The following is a 21202-nucleotide window of genomic DNA, read 5'->3' as shown; positions in this document are numbered from 1 at the left end:
TGACCGGACGTGACTCTCCGCATTGAGTCGAGTGCACTATGAGATCAAAGATTCACGTACGACAAGACCCATTTGGCGAGATGCGTACACAAGGCCCTACTCGGCCTCGACCTTGACCGCCTGGACCACCTGCTGATGGAACCGGTCGACGGCGACGTCGACGCTGCGCACGAAGCCCGCCTCGTCCGTCCCGCGCCTGGAGCCCATGCCGGTGGACAGCGTCAGCCGGAACGAGGTGATCTCCGCGCCGCCGGACACGAGCAGCCCCGGCTCGCTCCGCAGGTTCTTCAGCAGATCGCACGGGCCCTCGTCGCGGCCGTCCGCCAAGGCCTCCACGCGCAGGTCCTGCGGCGCGTCGGCCAGCTGCCGCAGCAGCCACTGCACCCGGGTCAGCGCGCGGGCCCGGGCGGCCGCGGGGACCGCCACGCTCGTCTCGATCTGCCCGGTCCGCAGGTCGGCCTCGACCCGGACCGGCCCGCCGGCGTCCGGCATCCGGATCTCGGCGCCCATCCGCCCCGCCGCGAGCAGCGACGCCACGACCCCCGCGCGCCGGGCCTCGGCGCCCGACCGCCTGCGGCGCGTCACCGGCGCGACGTTCAGCCCGGTCTCCCCGCTCAGCCGCAGGCACAGCTGCCGGACGAGCTTCTCCCAGCTCTCCGCCACCCGCTCCGCATGCCGGTCGCCGGGACGCAGCGTGCCCGCCGTGATCGCGTTGCGCAGCGGCACCCACGACGCGCCCATGTCCTGGAACCCCTGGCATCCGGCGTTGTCGTGCCGCAGGTAGTGCAGCAGCTCGCCGAGCATCCACGCGTGGACGGGGCTGGCCAGCCCGTGGTGGTGGCACAGCATGTGGGCCTCGTGCGCGACCTCCGCCCAGGACAGGTGCCGCAGCGCGACCTTGCGCAACCGCCTCCTGTCGACCGTCAGGGGGTGCTCGCCGTCCAGCGCCAGGTCGTTCGACAGCGTGATCACGGTCTCGTAGCCGTTCCGCGCGGCGACCTCCAGGTACGCCTCGACCTGGTCGGACTTCAGCGGGCTGCCGCCGGTCTTCGTCTCGACCAGCGCCGTCCAGATCCGGCCCGCGCGTGCGACCCGGACGGCCCCGTCCGGGCGGACCTTGCTGTCGCCGTGCTTGAAGGACGTCTCCACGAACGTCTGGACGGTGCCGGCCGGCGCGCCGAACCGGGCCGTGAGGCGCCGCCCGAACTCCGGGACCTGCGCCATCACCGCCAGCAGCGTCGACGTCGCCCGCGCCTCGCGCTCGTGCTCGCTGCGGAGCCCGGCGACGGGGAACAGCCGCGCGCCCTGCCAGGACGGGTGGTCGGCGAGGTCCGCCTTGGGGGCTTTCGGCAGTGTGCTGCGCTTCTTCGCGGTCCGGACGCGCCCGGCGGCGCGCCGCTTCCGTGCCTCCTCCCCGGACGCGGTCTCGGCCGGTGCCGTCTCTTCTCGCGCCGTGTCTCCGGCGGGCGCTTCCCCGGTGACCGGCGGACTCTGGCGCTCCACCCCGTCCGCACGCGCCCCGGCGACCTCCCCGCGGGCGGGAGCCTCGCCGGCGGGCGTCTCCTCGGCGTCACCGTCCTCGACGTCACCGTCCTCGACGTCACCGTCCTCGACGTTGATGCCGAAGTCGCCCGCCAGTCCCGCGAGCCCGGACTCGTACCCCTGCCCGACCGCTCGGAACTTCCAGCCGTCGCCCCGCCGGTACAGCTCGCCGAAGACGAACGCGGTCTCCGTCCCGGCATCGCCGATGTCGAAGCCGAGCAGGGCCGCGCCCGTGCTGTCGTAGAGCGTCAGACCGAGGTCGTCGAGCTCGCCGAAGGTGGCCCCGCCGTACCGGCTGGCCGTCACGACGACCCGCTCGACGTCCGGCGGGAGCGCCGCCAGATCCAGCATGATGCGGTCCTCGCTGCCGCCGCCGGTCGGCGTCTTGCCCAGCAGCTGGACGGACCCGTCGCGGGTGGCCGGCTGGTTGTAGAAGACGAAGTCGCCGTCGTCGCGCACTTTGCCGGAACCGCCGACCAGCAGGGCCGCGACGTCCGCCTCCCCGCTGCCGGACGGGTCCGCCCACCGCAGCGCCACGGTGACCGGTCCCTTGGCCTCGGTCAGGCTCGCCAGCTCGGCGTTGGCCCCCTTGAGCATGTTCTGCACGCGCCACTCCCCGCATCGACCGGACTCGCGTCGTCGGCCACCGCGACGGCCGTCGCGGCCGGGAGCAGGCCCGGTCCGAGCATGCCACCGCCGCACGGCCCGTTCGCCGTGCACACGGGGATATGGCGGAGTCCGGCCACGGAACGTGAAGTCACTGACACGCACCCGCCCCCGGTGCTACCCCAGGGCCGGGCGGTCTGGCAGGCGGCGGGGCGGGCGCCGTCGCCGGTGCGGCCGGCGTTGCTGATGCGACCGTGCGGCCCGGCGGCCAGTGCAGCCAGGGCAGCCGGTGCCGCCAAGGGTGGCCTCGGGTGGCCTGGGTGACCGGGGTGGTGTCAGCGGGGCATGCGGCGGTGTCTGCGGCGGGCTTGGAAGCTTGTGGCGAGGGCGACGCCGAGCATCGCGAGGCCGATCTGGAAGACGAGTTCGATCCAGTCGATGCCCGAGGTGGTCCGCACGCCGATGATCTGCGCGATCCCCGTCCCGATGAGCGCCGCGACGATGCCGACGATCACGGTGAGGATGACACCGATCGGCTGGCGGCCGGGCAGCAGCAGCCGGCCCACCGCCCCGATGATCGCTCCGATGATGATCGCCGAGATGATCCCCGTAATGTTCATGCCGCCCCTGTGCCCACTCAGGGTGGCCTCTCACCTGGGCTGACGTCTCCCATGAAGGACGGCGGCCGCCGTCCCGCCGCGCCGTCTTTAGTCATGAAATTTGATTATCAAGATTCATGACTATAACGTGGCGCATGAAGCCACGCCCCGGGAGGACAGGGCCATGAACGCCAACATCACCGCCACCGCCTTCGCCACCGAGCCGCTGACCGTCGACGCCACCGGACCGGCGGACGTCCGCGCCGCGATCCTCACCGCGCGCGACCGCGGGCTGCCGCTGACCGTGCAGGCCACCGGGCACGGCACGGTCGTCCCGCCGGACGAGGGGCTGCTGCTGAGGACGTCCCGCATGTCCGGCGTGCTCGTCGACTCGTCCCGCCGCATCGCCCGGGTCGGCGCCGGGGCGCGGTGGAGCGACGTCATCGCAGCGGCCGCGCCGCTCGGGCTCGCCCCGCTGTCCGGCTCGCACGCGTCCGTCGGCGTTGCCGGCTACACCCTCGGCGGCGGCGTCGGATGGCTGGGCCGCCGGTACGGGTTCGCCGCCGACCACCTGCTGCGGGCGCGGATCGTCACCGCCGACGGCCGATACCTGACCGCCGACGCCGACTGCCACCCCGACCTGTTCTGGGCGTTGCGGGGCGGCGGCGGCAACTTCGGCGTCGTGACCTCGCTGGAGTTCCGGCTCCACCCGGTCTCGACGGTCTATGGCGGGGTGGCGCTGTTCCCTGTCGAGCGGGCCGCCGACGTCCTCACCCGTTTCCGGGACGAGGCGGACACACGTCCCGATGCGCTGTCGGTCTCGGTGGCGCTGACCGACGACGTGGTTCACGGCCGGGTCGTCGCCGTTCGCGCTGTCTACGCGGGCTCCGCCGACGACGGCGCCCGGGCGCTGCGGTCACTGCGCAAGGCCGGCGGGCCTGCACTCCAGGACGATTTCCGGACGATGCCGTACGCCGAGACCGAGTCGCTGGGCAGCACCGCACCCCACCATTTCCACCTTCACGCCGATCTTCCCGACGCGCTGATCACCGCGATCGCCGGCAGCCACGCGTCCGGCATCGAGGTGAGGCACTGGGGCGGCGCGATGGCCCGTCCGGCTGCGGACGCGGGTCCCGTCGGGCACCGGGACGTCCCGTTCTCGCTCACGGTCGACGGCTCCGACGCCGACGACGCCGCCTTCCTGCCGTACGCGACCGGCGGTTCGTTCCTGAATTTCCTGCACGATCCGGCCAGGACGGCCACCGCCTATACCCCGGGGAACCTCCGGCGGCTGCGCGAGGTCAAGCGCACCTACGACCCACAGAACGTGTTCCACCGAAACCACAACATCCCGCCCGCGTGAATGCGAGGAAGCCGACACGGCTGTGGCCGTCCCCGTCGCCGCGCCGAGGCTCGACGGCGGGCTCGTCAGGCGCGGCGCGAGACCCGCATGGGGACGGCCCCGGCCGGCCGGTACGTGATCTCCGCACGCCACGGCACCTTCACTCCCGGGGCCAGGTCCAGCCGATGCGTGCGGGTGATGGTCGCGAGAACCAGCGTCGCCTCCAGCATCGCGAATCCGGCGCCGACGCATATGCGCCTACCGCCCCCGAACGGCAGATACGAATAGCGAGGACGCTGCTGCTCCCCCATGAATCGTTCCGGCTGGAAGCCCTCGGGATTGGGCCAGATTTCCGCGTTCCGGTGAATCAGGTAGGGCGGGACGGCAATCGTCGACCCGGCCGGCACATTCACACCCGCGATGTCGTCGCTTTCGACCGCGTCGCGCTCGATCGTCCAGGCCGGCGGGTAAAGGCGCATGGCCTCGGACAGGACGGCCTTCGTCCACGGCAGGTCGTCGACGTCCTCGGCCTTCGGCTCCCGGCCGCCGAGCACATCGTCCACCTCGTTCTCGAGCCGGTCCCGCGCCGCCGGATACCTGGACAGCAGCATCAACGTCCAGGCCAGCGAAGCAGCCGTGGTCTCATGCCCGGCGAGCAGGAGCGTCAGAACCTCGTCCCGGAGTTCCTCGGCATCGAGTTCGCCCCGCTCTTTGAGCAGATTGAGCATTTCCCCACCGGACGACCCTTCGACGACGCGCCGCACCAGCCCGTCCAGATGAGTGAGCGCGCCCCCGAGCCCCGGCACACGCCGGTAGATTCCCCTCTTCGCCGTCGCTCCCGGAAGGAACGTGCCGATCACGGCGCCTCTTTGCAGGGCCTCCAGGGCCTGCCCGGTCCGCTGCGCCTCCCCTGCCAGCGCACTCCCGAAAAGCGCCCGCCCGACGATGTCGAGCGTGAGTTTCCGCAATTCCCTGGCGGCGTCGAGCGTCACCCCGTCCGGCCACCGCTCAACGCCCGCGACTGCCGTCTCCACCATCTGCGGCGCGAACCCGACGACGTGCCGCTGCGCGAAGGCAGGCTGCACCAGCCGCCGATGCCGCCGCCACGTGTCGCCCTCGCTGGTGAGCAGGCCGTCCCCGAGAACGGCCCGCAGCGGCCGGTACGTGAACGCCTTCACATAGTTGTCCTGGTTGGCCACCAGGACCCGTTCGGCGTGCTCGGGCCGGGACAGCAGATAGAACGCCCGCCGCCTCCCGAACGGGACGCGCACCGCGTCCCCGTACCGGGTCGCGAGCCCCACGTACGTCTCCAGCGGACTCCGGGCCATCCGCCCCCACCACCGGAAAGCTTCAGCATTCCCTGGACCGGCAACACCCAACTCGCCCATATCCCCACCGTAAAACGCCCCCGCCGACTCCCCCCTCCGGGGCCACGTCCGGCCACCACCCCCGCGCGTCACGTCCGCAGACGGTAGCCCGCGCCCCGCACGCCTTCGAAGCGGTCGACACCGAGCTTGCGCCGCAGATAGCGGACGTACACGTCCACGACACTCGAACCGGGATCGAAACCGAAAGCCCCACACGTGCGCCAGCACTGCTCCCGCATCAGCACCTGGTCGAGATTGCGGCAGAACATCTCAGCGAGGGTGAACTCGCGAGGTGGGCTCGACCGTCCGCCCGGGGACGTGGGCATGCCGGGTCCGCAGGTCGAGGGCGAGGTCGCCGACAGGCAGCAGCGTGGGCTCGAGGATCCGGTCGGCGCGCAGCCGCAGCCACACGAGCGTTCCTCAAAGGCGAAGGGCTTGGCAATGTAGTCGTGGGCGTCTCCCTCCAAACTGGCGACGGTGTCGGCCACACTGTCGCGGGCCGTGAGGATGATGACGGACAGCGCAACGCGCGCCCCTCGCGGATCCGGCACAGCACGGTGAACCCGTCCCACAGCGGCAGCCCGATGACGAGAATCACCAAGTCGAGCGCGCCGCCGCGGGCCTGCTCGTAGGCAATGACGGCGGCCCTTCTCCGTAAGAAGAACGTGATGCGCGGCTCGTCCTCGACGATCAGGATCCGGCTCACGCGCCCTCCTTGACGGGGGCACTCTGGCGGGTCTGTCCAGGCGCAGCGGCAGTTCCGGGACGAACCCGGCACCACCGCCGGACGCATGCTCAACCGCCGTGCGCGCAGGCCAGCCGAGGCGACGCTGTCGGCCCGAGCCCCGCACCACCCATCGGCTGCAACCTCGGACCAGCACGGACGAACCGGTCGAAGATGCGCCCCGCGTCCACCTCGGCGCCCCGGGCCGGTGTCGCACACCGACGAACCGATCTCGACGGTGTCGCCCCTCACGTTAAGCAAGTACTGCCTGGCAGTACTTGCCCTCCACCCAGGAGCACCGACCAACCCACGGCACCGCCCCCTACGCCGCTGCTTCCCCCTCCCAACACCCTGAGCACGACTCCCACGAAGTCGACTACGATGCGGAACGAGCCCGCCGGCGTAGCTCAATTGGCAGAGCATCTGTCTTGTAAACAGAAGGTTAGGGGTTCAAGTCCCCTCGCCGGCTCGCACGTCAAAGGCCCCTTCCGATCTTGGAAGGGGCCCGTTTGCTAACAGGTACAGCAGCGAAGTACAGCTACGCGGACGCCTCCCCGCTGTCGTCGCCGGACCTCAGGTGTTCGCCGAGCCGCTTGAGCGCCGCCCTGGTCTGCTCGCTCGGAACCTCGGTGTAGATCTCCATGGTCAGGCTGATCTTGCTGTGCCGAAGGATCTGCATCGCGACCCGAGGGTGGACGTCCAGCGCGGCCAGCAGCTTGCCGCATGTGTGCCGGGTGTCATGAACCCGGATCACCTTGACGCCAGCAGCAGCACAGCGCGACTCGAAGGCCCGGTTGACGTTGCGCGGCTCTATCGGACGACCCGTCCTGGTCGTGAAGACGAGATCGCTTTCGTGCCAGTCGTCGCACGCCTCACGTTCTGCTTTCTGCTGTGTCTCACGGAGCCGCAGCGCAGCCGTGCAGAGGGAAGGAAGCGGTAGGACGTCCGTAGAGCCGTCCGTCTTGGTCCGCTCCTTGTGAATCAGGCGGGAGCCGACGCGCTGTAGCTGCCAGCCGATGCTGAGTTCCTCGGTCGCGAAGTCGACATCGGCCCACCGCAGGCCGAACACCTCGCCCTTGCGCATGCCCATGAGCAGGATCAGGACCCACGCGGCATACAGTGGGTCATTGCTTTGGCGCGTGTGCTCCAGGAACCGACGCGCCTCCTCTACCGTCCAGGTGGACGACTTACGAGCGCGCTTGCGGGCCGCCGGCACCTTGGCCAGACTCGCCACGTTCCGTACGAGGATCTCTTCCGTCATGGCGTGGTTGAGCGCGTTCCGCAGCGTGTTGCGCGCGAGCGTGATCGTCCGCCGACTCGGGAAGTCCTGGCAGCACTCCCCGACCGCGCAGCACCGCCGCCGCTTGCGCGGGTCCTTGTGCTCTACGGGCCGCTTCGCGTCTTTGCCCTGTGCACAGCACTGACAGGCACCGGGAAGCTTGTTCAGCCAGGTCTGGACGTCCCGGACGGTCAGCCGGTCGAGTCGCTTCTTCCCCAGACCGGGGACGATGTGAAGGCGGCTCATCAGCTCATAGTTCGAGTAGGTGTTGGGCTCCCGGTTCGGCTCGACCACATCGCGCAGCCAGTACGCCAGGTACGTCTCAACGGTGGGCACCGTGGTGGCGACCGGCCGCTGAGCCGCTGTGCTGAGGAGCTTGACGTACTTACCGTGGACGATGTCGCGCGTCTTCCCGTAGACGTACTTGCGCTTGCGCTCCCCGGTGGGAGTGGTCACCCAGGCGTACGCCGCGTAGCCGTTCCGGTAGGGGTAGATCGAGCCTTCCCCGTTGGCTCGACTGCGCCGGGTGCTCTTGCGCTTTTTGCCGTCGTCCGGCTCGTCAGGGGTGGCGATTGCGGTTCTCGGCATCAGGCAGCCTCTTCCATGAGCTGGTCGATGTACTCGGCGAGGGCGTTGACGGGGACGAGGCGGCGGCGGCCGATCTTGACCGTGCGGAGCTGGTTGGAGCGGATGAGGTTGTAGAGCGTCCAGCGGCTTACACGGAGCCGTTCGGCCGCTTCGTCGACGGTCAGAACCAGGTCGGTCAACACGTGCTCCCTAGTGGCGAGGTGGACGGGGCGAGAGAAGGCAAGGGCTTGCCGGTAAGGGCAGCGGTGAGCAGTGCTTCGCCCGGCGTCATGCCTTGGCCGAGGTAGCGCCAGTGAGCGATTACGAGGACCTGGTCGTCGTCGAAGGGCAGGCGGCCGGTCGTGATGTCGTCGTGTTCGCGCTGGTTGTGCTCGATACGCGCCGCACGCAGCGCGCCGAGGGTGGTGGAGTAGCGGCGGGACTTGGTAGAGAAGTGGCCGCGGAAGCCGAGCATGTGTGCCCACTCGGCCAGCCGCAGGCCCGCGTAGTCCTCGATCGCGGCCAGGTGCAGGCATTCGGCGATGAGCCGCCGAGCGTGACCGGACGCGGGAAGGTCGGCCAAGTCGTCAGTCGGCCTGATGCGCCGGTCGAGGGTGCCGACGCACTCAGCCGCCTTGGTCGCGTACTTGGCGATGTAGCCCGCGACCGCCGTATCTGTCAGTTCGCCCGTGGTGGTGATCGGGCGTACGTCGATCTGGGATCCCCACACGTGTTCTTTGGCCGGGACGTCTCCGGCCGCCGGGGTGGAGACGGTGACGGCGCCCGCCGCGTGGTGCACGGCGGCGTTGAGTAGGTCGAGGGTCGCCCAGGCGGGCGGAGCGTTGTCGGGGCCGCCGGGTCCGTCGAGGCGGATGACGGCGTGGAAGTGGACCAGGCCGCGCCGTTGGTATTCGGCGACTTTGGCGAAGGAGACGGTGAGCACGTCCCGCAGGTCGGAGACCCGCAGCCCGGCCGACCGCGCGAGGTATCGCCGGAAGGCCAGGGTGAACCGGCGCCATAGTTCGGGGGCGTGCGCGTTCCACAGCACCGCGCCGGTGTAGTCGAAGCAGTCGGGGCAGATCGGTTGCCCGAGCCTAGGGTCTGCGTTGGAGTGCCGGACGGTGCAGGAGACTGGCCGCCCGTGCGGGCAGGTCCCGCCGTCGCGCCGGGGACGGCAGGCCACCACGCCTCCGCCCTTGCCGGTGCGGCGGGTGTGGACGGGACCGAAGGATGGCGCGGTCAGGGTGACGAACGCCGCCGGATGCGTCGTGACGGTGTCCGGGACGCCTTTGCCGCCGACGAGTCCGGCGCGGACGAGTTGGTAGGTGTCGGCCCGGTAGGTCTCTGCACACGCCGGACAGCGCGAGGCCCGCCGGGTTTTGCAGGCCACCCGCAGCGCCCCGCCCGGCTCGCGGGCGGTGGAGTAGTGGTGCAGGATCTCGCCGGTCTGCGGGTCGAGGTGGGTGACGCGGCCGCGTAGGTGGACTGGTTGGGCACAGCCGCCGGTGGCGTGTGCGCGGCGTGCCCAGGCGCGGAAGTCGGCGCGGTTGTAGCGGTTGGCCATGTCGCGTGCGGCAAGTGGGCTGATGGCGGGTGCCGGGTCGGGCATGATGGGGCGGTCTCCTCGCCTGTGCGGGTGGTTGCGGGTGGTGGGGCGGACCCGGCGTGGCCGCGGATGCTTGCCGGCGACAGCGGCCACGCCGGGGATCTAGAAGGCGGTGGTGAACCGCGCGAGGGCGTCGGCGACCAGCGCCAGGCCGCCGACGATGGCGCGGACGGCGTGGGCGGCGTTCTCGGGTTGGCGGATCAGGAACAGGCCCAGGACGAGCCAGAAGGCGGCGAAGGCGCAGCGGCGCAGGAACATGGCGGGTGCCTCTCGTGTCAGTTGGTGTGGCCGTGGCCGTTGCAGTCGGGGCAGGTGGAGCCGTCGGAGGCGACCCCGCCCCCGCCGCACGTCCCGCACGCCCACCCGACGACGAGCACCGGGAGCACGGGCAGCGGTTGCGGGTGACGGGCGAACAGGTGGCCGGGCACGATCGGCGTCGGCTGGCCGGTCGAGGTGGTGGGGTTGGCGTGATCGGCGCGAGTGGTCATTGCGGTTTCCTCTAGCGGGTCAGGCGAGCGATGCGGTTTCGGTGCGGAGCTGGCGGAGCAGGTCGGAGGCGAGTTGGTTGGAGACGCCGAGGCGTGCGCGGAGCGCGTCACGGGTGATGGGCCGCCCGTGCTCGGTTTCGTGTTCGGCAGCGACGCGGCGCGCGAAGTCGACCAGCGGACCCGCCGGAGCCGACGAGGACGAAGGGGCCGAGGACGAGGAGACGGACGGCGACGAAGCCGAGTGCTCGGCAGGGACGGGGATGGAGGTCTGGCCGTCCCGCTCGTCCTCGCCCTGCTCCTGGTCGTCCTGACTGTGCTGGACAGCCCCGGCAGCAGCAGGGACGGTGGTGGGGCGCTCCCAGACCACCCACGGGGACGAGGACGAGCCATCGGACGACGAGCCGGACGAGGACAGCGAGGGGGACGCGGGGCCGAAGCAGTCCGGGACCGGCGAGGGACGAGCCACCGAATCAGGGCCGGCCTTGCGGCGTTCCAGCATCGACACCGCGACCAGGAACGCGCCCGCCGGAGTGCCCGCGGTGATCCAGCCCCAGACTGACGGGTCGGCCTGTGCCAGGTTGGCGGCCAGCGACAGCAGGATCCCGCCGACCAGGACGACGGTCGGCCACGACAGCCGCCCGGTGTCGCGCCCGGTGCGCTTGTCACGCTGCCGCTCTCCGGCCGCCATGACGCATGTCAGGTCGATGCACACCGCGATGGCCCAGGCCATCCAGCCGCGTTGACCGTGCTCGGTGGCGGTGTCGCGGATGTGGGTGAACGAGCCCGCCGCCGCGATACCGGCCAGCACCACCACCGGCCCCGAATCGGCGACCGTGCCGAGGATGCGGCGGGTCATGCCGCCCGCCCGGAGGTGACGAGGGCCAGGAGCGCGGCCAGTTCGGCGTCACACCGGTGGCTGTCGGCCCAGTCATCGACCTCACCGCAGGACGAGGAGGCGAACGACTCGGCGCAGCGCTGGCAGCGGGCGACGTGCAGGGAGCGGAACTCGTCCCACTCGACGCCGATCCGCCACACGTCCCAGGACGACACCACCGACGACCGGGACGAACCCGAGGACGACGAGCCGGACGGCCAAGACGGGGACGACGGGGACGGGACGGCGACGAACCGGGGACGAGGACGGGGACGAAGAAACCGGACGCGAGCGACCATCGGGCAGCCTCCAGGACGAGTTCCGGGCATGGGGCGGGTAGGGACGTGGCGCGATCAGGGCTCACACCGAGCCGAAGGAGAGGGAAGGGAGCGGAGGAGGGCCGGTTAGGCGGCCGGGTCGACGGCCGGGACCGAGCCGATCAGCGCGTCCCAGTCCGGGGTCAGGTGCGCGTACTCACGCGCCGCGTGTTCGGCTTCGCTCTCGGGGACGTAGACCGAGCGGGCACGGTGCCAGGTGCCGTCCTGCCCGGAGACCACGCACACCCCCGGAGTCTCGGCGGGGATGGCACGAGCGGTGTCGCTGGCGGCCGGGTCGAGGTCGCTGAGGGTCATGTTGGCGGTTTCGGGGTCGTTGACCCGATGGCACACCCGCCCGGAGAGCTGAGCGCGTAGTGCGGTGACGCCGGGGCCGAGGTCGGAGCCGATGCGCTGCCCGCACACGATCAGGTGGACGGCGAACGCGCGGCCGAGCTGGGCGACCCGCAGCAGCGCGGTAGCGGTCCGCGACACCTCCTCCTTCTCGGACTTGTCGGCCATCAGGAACAGCTCTGCGACCTCGTCCACCAGGACCACGACAGGGACGGGCCGCAGGTGTTCGGGGAGCGTCCACACGTTGCGGGCACCATGCGCGCGGCACGTGGCCATGCGGTTCTCGACCTCGCCGACCAGATCGGCCAGCAGGTCGACCGACTCTTTGCGGGTCGTGGCCAGCGCCGACAACCGCGGCGCGTAGGGGGTGAACTCGACGCCGCCTTTGAGGTCGAAGCCGACCAGCGCGACCGGCTGCGGGGCCAGGTCACGGAGGATGGCGTTCGCCAGGTTGGACTTGCCCGACTGTGTCGCCCCGGCGTTGAGCCAGTGCGGCACGGTCCGGAAGTCCATCACCCAGTCGTGCCCGTTCTCCAGCTTGCCGGGCCGCACCCGCAGCAGTTCCACCGGCGCCGGCGACACCGTGACCTCGGTGAGCGGGTCACGCATGGTCGCCCACAGGGTGACGTAGCCGGGCCGCACATCGACCACCCGAACCGAGTGGACGCGCCAGGCGTGCGCGATCCCCTCCGCCGCCTTCTCGTAGTCCGCCGGTACCTGCCCATCGTGAAGGCGCAGCCGCATGCGCCAGCCGAGCCGCGTCGGGCGCAAAAGGCCGAGGCGGGGAGCGCGCTCGACGTCGACCCACCGCACCCGCCGCTTCTGCTCGACCACGGTCGCGGCGTTGCGGGACGCCGGGCCGACGAGCGGGACGGCGTCGAGAGTGAGCCGGAGCCGCCGCCGCTGCCGGGTCAGCTTGCAGCCCGAGGCGACGTGATGCCACGTCAGATACACCAGCACCGCACGGGCGGGGAAGCCGACGCCGTACCAGAACGAGGCCGGGTGCCAGCGGCGCCAGGCCCAGAGCCCGGCCGCCGCAGCGGCCAGGACCCCGAGCACCGGGAGCAGGTCACTCATGACCGGGCCGCCGTTCAGGCCACGCCCGCCGAAGCGGACGTATCCGACGAGCCCGACGACGAGCCCGACGACGAGGAGGCCGAGGGCGGGGCGGCCGAGGAGACGGGCGCGATGCGGTCGGCGCGGTAGGCCACACCCCACCGCTTCTCACCGCCGAGGACCGCTTCCCAGGGGAAGGCGACGAGGCCGACCGGCGTCACGACCTCCCCGATCGTCACCGACTGGTCGCCCGTCACCGCGACGTTGAGCAGGTCCACCCGCCCCGACGCGTCGGCGGCCGACAGACCCACCGTGAACACCGTCTGACCGTTGCGGTCGGTCTTCACCTCGCCGGTGTCCTGGTTGACCAGCTTGGGGCGCGGTGGCGACACGCACACGAACGTCAGCGCCGACACGTCCACCGGGATGTTGCGCACAAGGTCCTCCTGTCGTCCACCCCCCTAGACACTAGGGTCCGACCCGTTTCGCGAGCGAACTGTCTAGAGGGGTACACAGTGAAGGTAAGGGATGAACCGGCGACTGTCTAGGGGGGTCTACAGAGACTCGGGGCTCAGCCCCGGATGGCCCAGTAGACGGCGCTGGCGTCGTCGGATGCCTTGCCACGTGGCCAGCGCACGCCGTCCGGGTCGGACGCCTCAGCCTCACGGGTCCGTGCGATCAGTTCCCCAGGTCCGCCCTTGCGCAGGATGCCGAGCACGTCAGGCCAGGTCATCAGGTCGAAGCGGTCGGCCAACCGGCTGGCACCGTCGCTCAGCAGCGCGACCGCGTCCAGGTCGGCGAGGGGCGTGGACCCCATCAGCGCCTCATGCGCTGCTTCCGGTTTCGTGCTGGCCACCCAGAAGCCGCCCGGCTGATTGCGGTACTCGGCGAGCCGTTCCACTCGGCTCCGCAGGCGGCCCGCGTGTTCGTCACTGCCGACGGCGGGGCGGTCGTCCGGTTCGTCCAACCGCGCGATCACCTCAGCCAGCCGCCCATCCGTGACGACGGTCGGCCCCTGGTCGCGGCGGTCGAGGACGAGAACAGCGTCCGAGAGCACCAGGTGTTCAAGCCACCCGTCATGTACCCTTGCCAGCGCCACAGTCGCGGAGGGCGAGCCAGGGTGCCGAAGGTCGCATGTCGTCGCGTGCAGCGCGTTGACGCGCTCGATGCTCACCGCAAGCGCCTCGCCCAGGCCCACGCCGACGTCGGCAGCAGCGGCGAGCAGCAGCCCGCCGAGGTTGTGCGCGTACCAGGACACCGAATGCACGCACCCCGACTCGACTCCGGCCGGAGCGCCGGCACCGTCGACCACGAGCAGCAGCCCAGGTGCCGCCGCCGCGAAGTCCTCGTTGTCCCGCTCGGGGCGTCCCGGTTCGCTGGCGATCAGCACACGCATACATACGTTCCTCGTCAGGTCGGCGCCTCATCGTGCCGGTAGATCGGGGTCAGCAGCTCCGTCCGCACCGGCTCATGGGTGTCCGGGGCGTACTCGGTACCGACCACGACCGAGAACCGGTCGTTGCCGACTTGCCCCCACAGACTGCCGATATCCGTGGTCAGCAGATGCACCACACCCAACGACCCCTCCGGATGGACGCCCGCAATCGCGATGAAGCTGCCGTTGCCGTCCGGCCGGGGCAGCCGCCCGAGGTATCCGATGTCGTACGGCCGAGGAGGGTCGTCCTCCTGTCCCGACCGGTGCTCGTCGCCCGTCCGGGTGTCGCGCAGCAGCCATCCGACCTCGTCCCGCTCCCATTCCAGGACCGGGTCCTTGTCGTAGGCCTCACGCATTGCAGGCGACATCCGAGGCCCGCAGATCACCAGCAGACCAGGCCGGTTCAGATCGATCCCGCCGTCGATCCCCACGTGATCGGAGTTCACCGACAGGTCGAACGTCCGGGCCAGTTCCTCCACGCGCTGCCCGGTCTTGAGGTCGTCCAGGGCGACATACGTCCGATCGCTGGCAGGGTCGGGCCGCAGCGGAGTCACCACGGTGACCTCACCCGAGCCGAGGAACGCCCCCTCAGGCGCCGGCCCCGTGTGCCGGATCTGATGGATGCGCCCGCGGCTCAGTCCCGCCGCTTGCGCGATCTGCGCGTACGACATCCCTTGCGCATGCAGGTCCTGAATCAGCCGCCGCCGGAGCCGCGCCAGTTCGGTGACCTCCTGCTGAGCCTCCGCCAGGCGCTCAGTCGCCGCGCGAAGCAGCTCGTACGGGTCATCGATCTGCGCGATGCGCTCCAACTCGCCTGGCATGACACCTCCTCCGGCCTCCACCAGGGAGTCTAGGACTCTAGACACTGTGCCGGAAAGCTCATGACCCGTCGAAGAACTGACAGCGCGTAAGCGTCGCCGACGACGCGGTATCGGCGGCCCGCTCACACCGCCGCGCCGACGACGTCCGCCCAGACCCGCCGACCGACCCGCACGGGTTCACTGCCCCACGCCTTGGAGACGGCCTCCACGATGAACAGCCCACGCCCGGAAACGGCGTCCGGCCCGCTCGGTTCATCGTTCACCGCCGGTTGCGTCAGGGCGCCCATGTCGACCACGGCGACCCGGACCTGCCCGTCTTGCAACTCCAGTTCGAGGACGTAGCTCCCGCCGTCCTCCCCGCTCGCCGTGTGCTCCACGGCGTTCGTGCACAGCTCACTCACGACCAGTTCGACCAGCCCGGCGACTTCGTCCGGAACACGGTCGGCGATGAAGGCCCGACCGAAGGCTCTGGCTTGACTGATCGAATCGCGTCGGCCCGCGAACAGCCGGGACAAGCGCGTCACGTCGACCACCACCCGCGCGTCTAGGGGGCTAAACACCCCGAGGAAGACGCAGCGTATGACAGATCTAGGGGACTATTCAATACGCTCAGTGAATAGAGCTTAGAACTTTTTGCAGATCACGGCCCGCCCGTTCCACCAGACGCCGCGCCTCGTCCCCGAACACGGCCGCCCGCTCGAACCCCTCGAAGATCTCCACGTACGCCCGGACCTCGTCCGCATCGGTCAAGGTCAGCTCACGCGTGAACGTCTCCACCGACACGGCCGCATCGTCGTACACCGAGAACCCATGCAGCGGCACACGAGGCACCCCCGCCCCAGGCACGACCCCGAACCGCACGTTCGCCAGCCCAGACACCTCCACCAGCCGCGCGAGCTGCCCCGCCATGCACTCCCCCGACCCCGGCCACGTCCGCAAGGCAGCCTCAGCCACTACGACCACGAACCGCCGCCCCTCGTCTTCCAGCACGGAGACCCCATCGACGTCCGCCCCGACCGCAGCCGCATACTCGACCGTCCACAACAACCGAGGAACCACCACAGCCTCAAACGCCCGCACGACCTGAGCTCCAGCAAGCAGCTCCGCACCCGTCCCGCCCCGGAACGACACCCCAGCATCAACCCGACGGGACGTCTCCGCATAAGCCTCACGAACCAGGCCCAACAGCCGCTCAGCCTCAGCCGGCCCCACATCCAAAGCCCCGACCAACCGCGCAACAACCTCCGGATCAGCCACCCGGCGCCCGGTCTCCACCCGAGACACCGTTGGCTGAGGAACCCCAGCCCGAGCCGCCAATCCAACTCCGGACAACCCCGCAGCAGTCCGCAACCGCCGCAACTCCCGCCCGATCTCCTGCAGCCGCTCAGCACCCATAACCGAGCGTTCTACCACCCGAGAACCTCAACCAAGGCCACCACGACGAGACGCGCCAAGCCACCGCCCAAACCCGCAGGTCAACGGACTTCCTAGCCTGCCGGATGAGGACTTTCTATACGTCTTCAAGGGCGCCCGCTACGCGGTCGCCGGCGGCCGCCCGCCCCGACGCGCCGGGCATGCGGCCTGTCCCGTCCGGTCCCGCCGCGCCGGTGCGTGCGGCCGACTGGTCGGTATAGCAGCCTTGGACCGTTTCCGGACCAACCCTCATGAGAACTGCGGAACCGGCCACCAATCCTCATAGGCATACGAGACAATGACCCGCATGAGCATCGAGGCACCTGTCTGGGCATCTATTATCACTGGTACATCAGCATTTATTGTCGGCACCGTAACCTATTTTACGCAACGCTACCTAGCACATGTGCGAATTCGGGTTGATTCTGAACTAAAACTACTCGACATTGACTTGAAGCATTTCGAAGCTCTTCTTCAAATGTGCATCACTGCCGCCAATTCTGCAAATCGCTACATCTTGGCGACGCCGGATATAGATGTTACAAATTGGGAAGAGCGCAAAGAATATATTCTTCCGATAGTGGACTCTCTTGGACCTGCGCGAGCCGAACTGGAAGCGTTGGGAGAATTTGAAGGTAGGGGTCTCGTTAAAGAGGCATTGGATTCCCTCGAAAAAATGATGTCGGCACACAATGCCGGAACCCAAGAGATAAAAGTAGCCTGGAAGCCGGGTCTGCTCGCTGAGGCCATCTATGCCGTGAGTCGTGCTCGGCGGTCCCGTCTTGCTGAGGTTGGCGAGCCTCTGCGTAAGAATCCAAGAAGATTTTTGCGAGGACACTAAATCCTGCCGGTGTCTGCCCCGTTGGCTTGGACGTGCGCGAAGCGGGGGTCTCGCGACCCCCAGCCCCCCGCGGGCCGGAGGGCACGCCCGCGCGCAGCTGTCTGTCACACCCTCTCGCCGTTCGCGCGGGCACACCCTCCGGGGTGGTCGTCCGTGCTAACGCTGACAGAGGGGCGAAGGACATCACGCGCTACCTCGTGCAGTGCTGAGGCGTTCCCGCAGATGCAGAAGCATGCGGGGCTCGCAACGCAGAAACTTGTCCCACACTTGGCAAGCGAACTAAGATCTGAGGTCCAATGATACGAACAGTTGCGGATCTACTTTCAGGGATTCTAGAGACAGAGCTGCAGAAGCTTGACGCAGTGAACATCAAGCATGCGCCGACGATTGGCGACATGTACGAAGGGCTTTCGGCTGATCTCCTAGGTCGCGCGATACCGGGAAGTCTCGGTTTGCGAATAGTAACAGGTTTTGCTGCTGACGGGCACGGCAATATGTCGGGACAGCTGGATTGCATGCTTGTTCGTGGCGATGGAGAAAAACTTCCCTACACCAATGCATATGTGTGGCACGTCAAAGACGTTATCGCCGTTATTGAAGTTAAGAAAAACCTATATAGCGCAGAACTGCGTGAAGCATTTGGTCAACTGCGCACCGTCCACACGCTCGAAGATAACTACCTCTCCTCTCTTGAAGAGGAGGGGGCTTCCGTCGATATTGGCCAAGCCTGGAGATCGTTCGCTCAAATGACCGGAAAGATTGTTGCCGAATCCGGAGATTTGTCTTCACTTTCGTCCGGCGAGAAGGTCATTCTCCGCACACTTATCTTGGAACAAATTTCCAGTGTCCGTATCATCCTCGGGCTCCATGGTTTCAAGAGTGAGCAAGCGTTCCGAAATGCGCTAGTGAAGTTCCTGGAGGAAAATCTGGGAGTCGCGGGCTTTGGCGTGTCCTCCTTTCCTCAGTTGATCGTATCTGGTAACTATTCACTCGCTAAGGCTAATGGACGACCTTATTCTCCCGTGATGAGAGGCGAATGGTGGCCGTTCTGTTTCTCCACTCCGATAAATCCTCTACTTCTGCTGCTGGAGTTCATCTGGACACGTTTGGATGAACTATATGGTCTGGGCTCGGATGCATGGGGAGAAGACCTTGATATCGAAGTCGCGCGGGGTTTGTTGAGTGCGCGCGCCGTCCAGGGGCATGGCCAGGATGGTTGGGAAATGCGAGTACACGAGGCCACTGTCAAGAAGCTGGACGATACTCCGACCCGAAAATCTTGGAGTCCGGCATTTGTGACTTCGGAAGAGTTCGTCATTCTCTCGCAACTCAGCGGAGGGCGAGAGGTTCACCTAGATGATCCCCTGCTGTTGGCCTGGCTTGACGAAACAGGTGTCGCTATAGAAGAGCTGCTTATGCGTTTGTTGGAAACCAGGCTAGTAGCAGTCGATGGCTCTAAGTTGAGGCTCATCACGCGTGAATGCGGACTTGCCATTCTACCTACTGGTGAGCTAGTTGCTGCCGAGAACAATACTGGACGGTTGACCCGCTGGATTGAGCAGCGGAATGCAAGTGGTCGGGATGCCGAGTCGTAGATTAGAGGCGTCGTGGCGCTGGTCAGGCATAGCATTGGGCAGCCCCGATCCGTTGTGGCCGGATGCGCTCTGTCAACTCCTGGCAATACGGCATCACGGGCTGGGGCTGGGCTCGTTTGAACAACCGAGAGGCTTTAGGATTCGAGCCTACGAAGATGAGCCAGTGCCAAGAGGAAAAGCGTAATTAGTGAAATACAACCCCGTCGGCTTAGCCTGCCCAGGTTCGAATCTTTGACCCGCCACCACCACACATAATGGGGCCCTCGATCAGTTACAACGCTGCCAGGGCCACTCTCGTTGGGTGCCGGTAGGCCCGACTGTTCCAGGTGATTGCCGGGCGTTCCCGGGACAGCCACCGGACAGCCACGGGGACAGCTTCGGCTTCAAGATAAGCGCAGAAACGACCCTGATTGACATGCATGCGACAATGTACTCATGGATGCCAACAGTCTGCGGAAGGTCATCGCCAGTCTCATCGCGTCCTTCGAGGGCAACTCTTTTCAGGCGTTCTGTGACCGACTCGGCTCGGAACTTCACCCGGGTGATTATCAGCGCGTACGCGCGGGTGGCCGACACGGGGACACCAAGAATGATGGCTACTGCCCTAAAGCTCGCATCTTCTTCGCTGCCCACGCCACTCGCGGAGAAACGGCAGCGAAGACCAAAAGCAAAATCAAGGGTGATTTGGAAGGTTGTATTGCTCAACATCGTGATATGCGAGTGTGGCGGTATCTGACGAATGACACGCTGATTGGCGAGGTCGATGCGTTCGTAGACAATGAATTGCGTCTCACCTACCCGGGCCTCACCATCGAAATATGGGACCATGAACGTTTGGCAGAGGAAATCGGAAAACTTGAGATATCACAGATCGAGAAGATTCTCGATGTGATCATTAGGTCGGATGGCGTCTTCCTCAAGGGAGAGGCTGCCAACAAGCCGATGCGGGTAGTACCAGATCCTGACCAACCAGAAGGGATGATGCTTCGAGAACTCACTACCGGCTTAGACGTTTGGAACGTAGTCGCGAACGCCCATCAGTATAAGTTCGGTTATCCAACGGATGGAACGGATGACGAACTCGATGAACTGGCTGTTATTTTTGACCAGATCAAAGATTGGGGCGAGATAGCGGGCGACCTACTGTCCATGATCCACCAGCGTGATGCGCAACGAAGCCTGTCCGGGCTCCTTAAGCAAGCTGAAGAAGTGGGCTTTATTCTTTTCGGCGCCCAGGAGCGAATGCTATTGACTGGAGGAGTGTACGCCTCTCCATCGCCCTGGCTCCGAGCGATCATCGATCCGCTGCGGGTCAGTGAAGTTGAGAAGCTGAAGAAGAGCAGATTTCGTGCTTCTCGACCGGTTGCAGACGAGTCAGATCAGGGAAAGGTGTGAGCGAAACGCGCGGTAAGCGAACGTGTCACCAAAGGCCTGTGATCGGCGAATGGCCTCATCGCCTTCTATTATTCAGATCTACGCTTGGTCGCTGTTCTGAAGCTTATCTGACTGAAATTGCACGGGGGGCGAGCGTTTGACGCTCGGCGTACGCTGGATCATTCCGTCTAGTGAAGAAGGCGAGGCCGAAGCGAGAGGCTCGCGGCCCCCGGCCCCCGCGGGCCGGAGGGCACGCCCGCGCGAATCGGTCTGTCGCACGGTCTCGCCGTTCGCGCGAGCGAGCACCCGGGAGGGCAGCGCGAACGCTCAGTCGCCGACCGGGTAGCCAAGAAGTACAGCACGGAAGTACCGCAACAGAGGCTTACAACTGCTGGCCTCCACGACCACGCGCAGACGGATTTAGCTGCGGTGATGGCTCCGGTTGCGGGGCGGCCGGTTTCTTGTAAACAGAAGGTTAGGGGTTCAAGTCCCCTCGCCGGCTCCCAGTTCCGAGGCCCCTCGCGATCTTCGGCAGGGGCCTTTGCTGACGGTAGTGCTGCGGCTCGCGGAGCGTGGTGGCGGTGAATCGGGCCGGGATGTCGTGGCGGGCTGGTCGAACCAGTCCGGGTAGGTGATGGCGCCGAGTTGCGTCTCCTCCACTGGCACCAGCGACCCCACGCCTGCCGCCTCTTCCTTCGGCGGCTTGGCGGTGGAGGTCTGGCAGGTCCTCGCCGGGCATGGCATGGAGGCCTGTCTTTGGTGAGGCGGCCGCGGCCTCGTGGCCGCGGCCGTCTCACCATCAGGAGGCGCAGATCGCCCGGCCGGCCTGACCCCGAGATCGCCGCCGGGCCGTTCATCAGTCCGGGACGGGGACCATCACTGAGCTGATTCCAACCTCATTCGGCCTGGTGGTGAAGAGTGAGGATGGCTTGGACGATGGCGGTCAGGCGGCTGGGTGAGCAGCGGGCCTTCCGCAGGATGTGCCAGCGCTTGAGGGTCGCGGCG

General features: G+C 67.6%; 22 protein-coding genes and 1 tRNA gene. 5 read left to right on the top strand and 18 right to left on the bottom strand.

Features of this window, described 5'->3' with window-relative positions; translation table 11 throughout:
* Positions 1–96: 96 nt before the first annotated feature.
* Entirely contained in the window at positions 97–2139 is a 2043-nt protein-coding gene (locus tag E1284_RS09265; protein WP_131938623.1) for a TerD family protein, read from the bottom strand.
* Positions 2140–2483: 344 nt separating this feature from the next.
* The gene (locus tag E1284_RS09260; RefSeq protein ID WP_131938602.1) at positions 2484–2768 is read right to left on the bottom strand and encodes a GlsB/YeaQ/YmgE family stress response membrane protein; all 285 of its coding nucleotides are present in this window, start codon (positions 2766–2768) and stop codon (positions 2484–2486) included.
* Positions 2769–2931: 163 nt separating this feature from the next.
* On the opposite strand from E1284_RS09260, the gene E1284_RS09255 reads away from it, so the two are divergent.
* Positions 2932–4110 carry an FAD-binding oxidoreductase gene (locus E1284_RS09255; RefSeq protein ID WP_131938601.1) on the top strand — a complete coding sequence of 393 codons (1179 nt, stop codon included), beginning with the start codon at positions 2932–2934 and terminating at the stop codon, positions 4108–4110.
* A 65-nt stretch (positions 4111–4175) separates the two neighbouring features.
* Here the strand turns inward: E1284_RS09255 and E1284_RS09250 are convergent, their stop codons facing one another.
* The 3 genes from E1284_RS09250 to E1284_RS43835 form a co-directional block, all read right to left on the bottom strand.
* The gene (locus E1284_RS09250; RefSeq protein WP_165965188.1) at positions 4176–5417 is read right to left on the bottom strand and encodes a cytochrome P450; all 1242 of its coding nucleotides are present in this window, start codon (positions 5415–5417) and stop codon (positions 4176–4178) included.
* 128 nt (positions 5418–5545) lie between these two features.
* A complete protein-coding gene (locus E1284_RS43840) occupies positions 5546–5725 on the bottom strand; it encodes a winged helix-turn-helix domain-containing protein (protein ID WP_341770383.1) in 180 nt (59 codons plus the stop codon).
* 1 nt (position 5726) lies between these two features.
* Positions 5727–5867, bottom strand: a complete 141-nt coding sequence (locus E1284_RS43835; RefSeq protein WP_341770382.1) for a hypothetical protein — start codon at positions 5865–5867, stop codon at positions 5727–5729.
* Between the two features lie 709 nt (positions 5868–6576).
* Between E1284_RS43835 and E1284_RS09240 the strand changes: the two genes are divergently transcribed.
* Positions 6577–6649 (top strand) — tRNA-Thr (locus E1284_RS09240).
* 69 nt (positions 6650–6718) lie between these two features.
* Here the strand turns inward: E1284_RS09240 and E1284_RS09235 are convergent.
* From E1284_RS09235 to E1284_RS09180, 13 genes are all read right to left on the bottom strand, one after another.
* The gene (locus tag E1284_RS09235) at positions 6719–8047 is read right to left on the bottom strand and encodes a site-specific integrase (protein WP_131938599.1); all 1329 of its coding nucleotides are present in this window, start codon (positions 8045–8047) and stop codon (positions 6719–6721) included.
* Positions 8047–8229, bottom strand: coding sequence for a helix-turn-helix domain-containing protein (locus tag E1284_RS09230; protein WP_243714359.1), 183 nt, complete (start codon positions 8227–8229; stop codon positions 8047–8049). The genes E1284_RS09235 and E1284_RS09230 overlap by 1 nt, the downstream gene beginning before the upstream one ends.
* Complete coding sequence (locus tag E1284_RS09225) at positions 8223–9635, bottom strand: replication initiator (RefSeq protein ID WP_131938597.1); 1413 nt, start codon at positions 9633–9635, stop codon at positions 8223–8225. The genes E1284_RS09230 and E1284_RS09225 overlap by 7 nt, the downstream gene beginning before the upstream one ends.
* Before the next feature lie 99 nt (positions 9636–9734).
* Complete coding sequence (locus E1284_RS41310) at positions 9735–9890, bottom strand: hypothetical protein (protein ID WP_165965187.1); 156 nt, start codon at positions 9888–9890, stop codon at positions 9735–9737.
* A gap of 17 nt (positions 9891–9907) precedes the next feature.
* On the bottom strand, positions 9908–10120 hold the full coding sequence (locus tag E1284_RS09220; RefSeq protein WP_131938596.1) for a hypothetical protein: 213 nt from the start codon (positions 10118–10120) through the stop codon (positions 9908–9910).
* 19 nt (positions 10121–10139) lie between these two features.
* Positions 10140–10976 (bottom strand): DUF2637 domain-containing protein, encoded by an 837-nt coding sequence (locus E1284_RS09215; RefSeq protein WP_131938595.1) that lies wholly within the window; start codon positions 10974–10976, stop codon positions 10140–10142.
* Positions 10973–11293, bottom strand: coding sequence for a hypothetical protein (locus E1284_RS09210; RefSeq protein WP_131938594.1), 321 nt, complete (start codon positions 11291–11293; stop codon positions 10973–10975). The genes E1284_RS09215 and E1284_RS09210 overlap by 4 nt, the downstream gene beginning before the upstream one ends.
* Before the next feature lie 105 nt (positions 11294–11398).
* The gene (locus E1284_RS09205; RefSeq protein ID WP_131938593.1) at positions 11399–12739 is read right to left on the bottom strand and encodes an FtsK/SpoIIIE domain-containing protein; all 1341 of its coding nucleotides are present in this window, start codon (positions 12737–12739) and stop codon (positions 11399–11401) included.
* 14 nt (positions 12740–12753) lie between these two features.
* The gene (locus E1284_RS09200; protein WP_243714358.1) at positions 12754–13155 is read right to left on the bottom strand and encodes an SCO3933 family regulatory protein; all 402 of its coding nucleotides are present in this window, start codon (positions 13153–13155) and stop codon (positions 12754–12756) included.
* A gap of 134 nt (positions 13156–13289) precedes the next feature.
* A complete protein-coding gene (locus E1284_RS09195; RefSeq protein ID WP_131938592.1) occupies positions 13290–14114 on the bottom strand; it encodes a protein phosphatase 2C domain-containing protein in 825 nt (274 codons plus the stop codon).
* 14 nt (positions 14115–14128) lie between these two features.
* On the bottom strand, positions 14129–14974 hold the full coding sequence (locus tag E1284_RS09190; protein ID WP_131938591.1) for a sigma-70 RNA polymerase sigma factor region 4 domain-containing protein: 846 nt from the start codon (positions 14972–14974) through the stop codon (positions 14129–14131).
* Between the two features lie 122 nt (positions 14975–15096).
* Positions 15097–15498: an ATP-binding protein gene (locus E1284_RS09185; protein WP_131938590.1), complete on the bottom strand. Its 402-nt coding sequence runs from the start codon at positions 15496–15498 to the stop codon at positions 15097–15099.
* Between the two features lie 85 nt (positions 15499–15583).
* The gene (locus E1284_RS09180; protein ID WP_131938589.1) at positions 15584–16369 is read right to left on the bottom strand and encodes a helix-turn-helix domain-containing protein; all 786 of its coding nucleotides are present in this window, start codon (positions 16367–16369) and stop codon (positions 15584–15586) included.
* Between the two features lie 325 nt (positions 16370–16694).
* Here E1284_RS09180 and E1284_RS09175 point away from each other — a divergent pair, with 325 nt between their 5' ends.
* From E1284_RS09175 to E1284_RS09165, 3 genes are all read left to right on the top strand, one after another.
* Positions 16695–17228, top strand: a complete 534-nt coding sequence (locus E1284_RS09175; RefSeq protein ID WP_131938588.1) for a hypothetical protein — start codon at positions 16695–16697, stop codon at positions 17226–17228.
* A gap of 362 nt (positions 17229–17590) precedes the next feature.
* Positions 17591–18823: a DUF6602 domain-containing protein gene (locus E1284_RS09170; protein WP_131938587.1), complete on the top strand. Its 1233-nt coding sequence runs from the start codon at positions 17591–17593 to the stop codon at positions 18821–18823.
* A 435-nt stretch (positions 18824–19258) separates the two neighbouring features.
* The gene (locus E1284_RS09165) at positions 19259–20218 is read left to right on the top strand and encodes a hypothetical protein (protein ID WP_131938586.1); all 960 of its coding nucleotides are present in this window, start codon (positions 19259–19261) and stop codon (positions 20216–20218) included.
* Positions 20219–21202: the final 984 nt, after the last annotated feature.

Origin of the sequence: Actinomadura bangladeshensis (assembly GCF_004348335.1) — a bacterium.
In the GTDB taxonomy this organism is placed as follows: Bacteria; Actinomycetota; Actinomycetes; order Streptosporangiales; family Streptosporangiaceae; genus Spirillospora; species Spirillospora bangladeshensis.
Note: the sequence above shows the minus strand (reverse complement) of the source record. Positions and strands in the feature narration are given on the sequence as shown.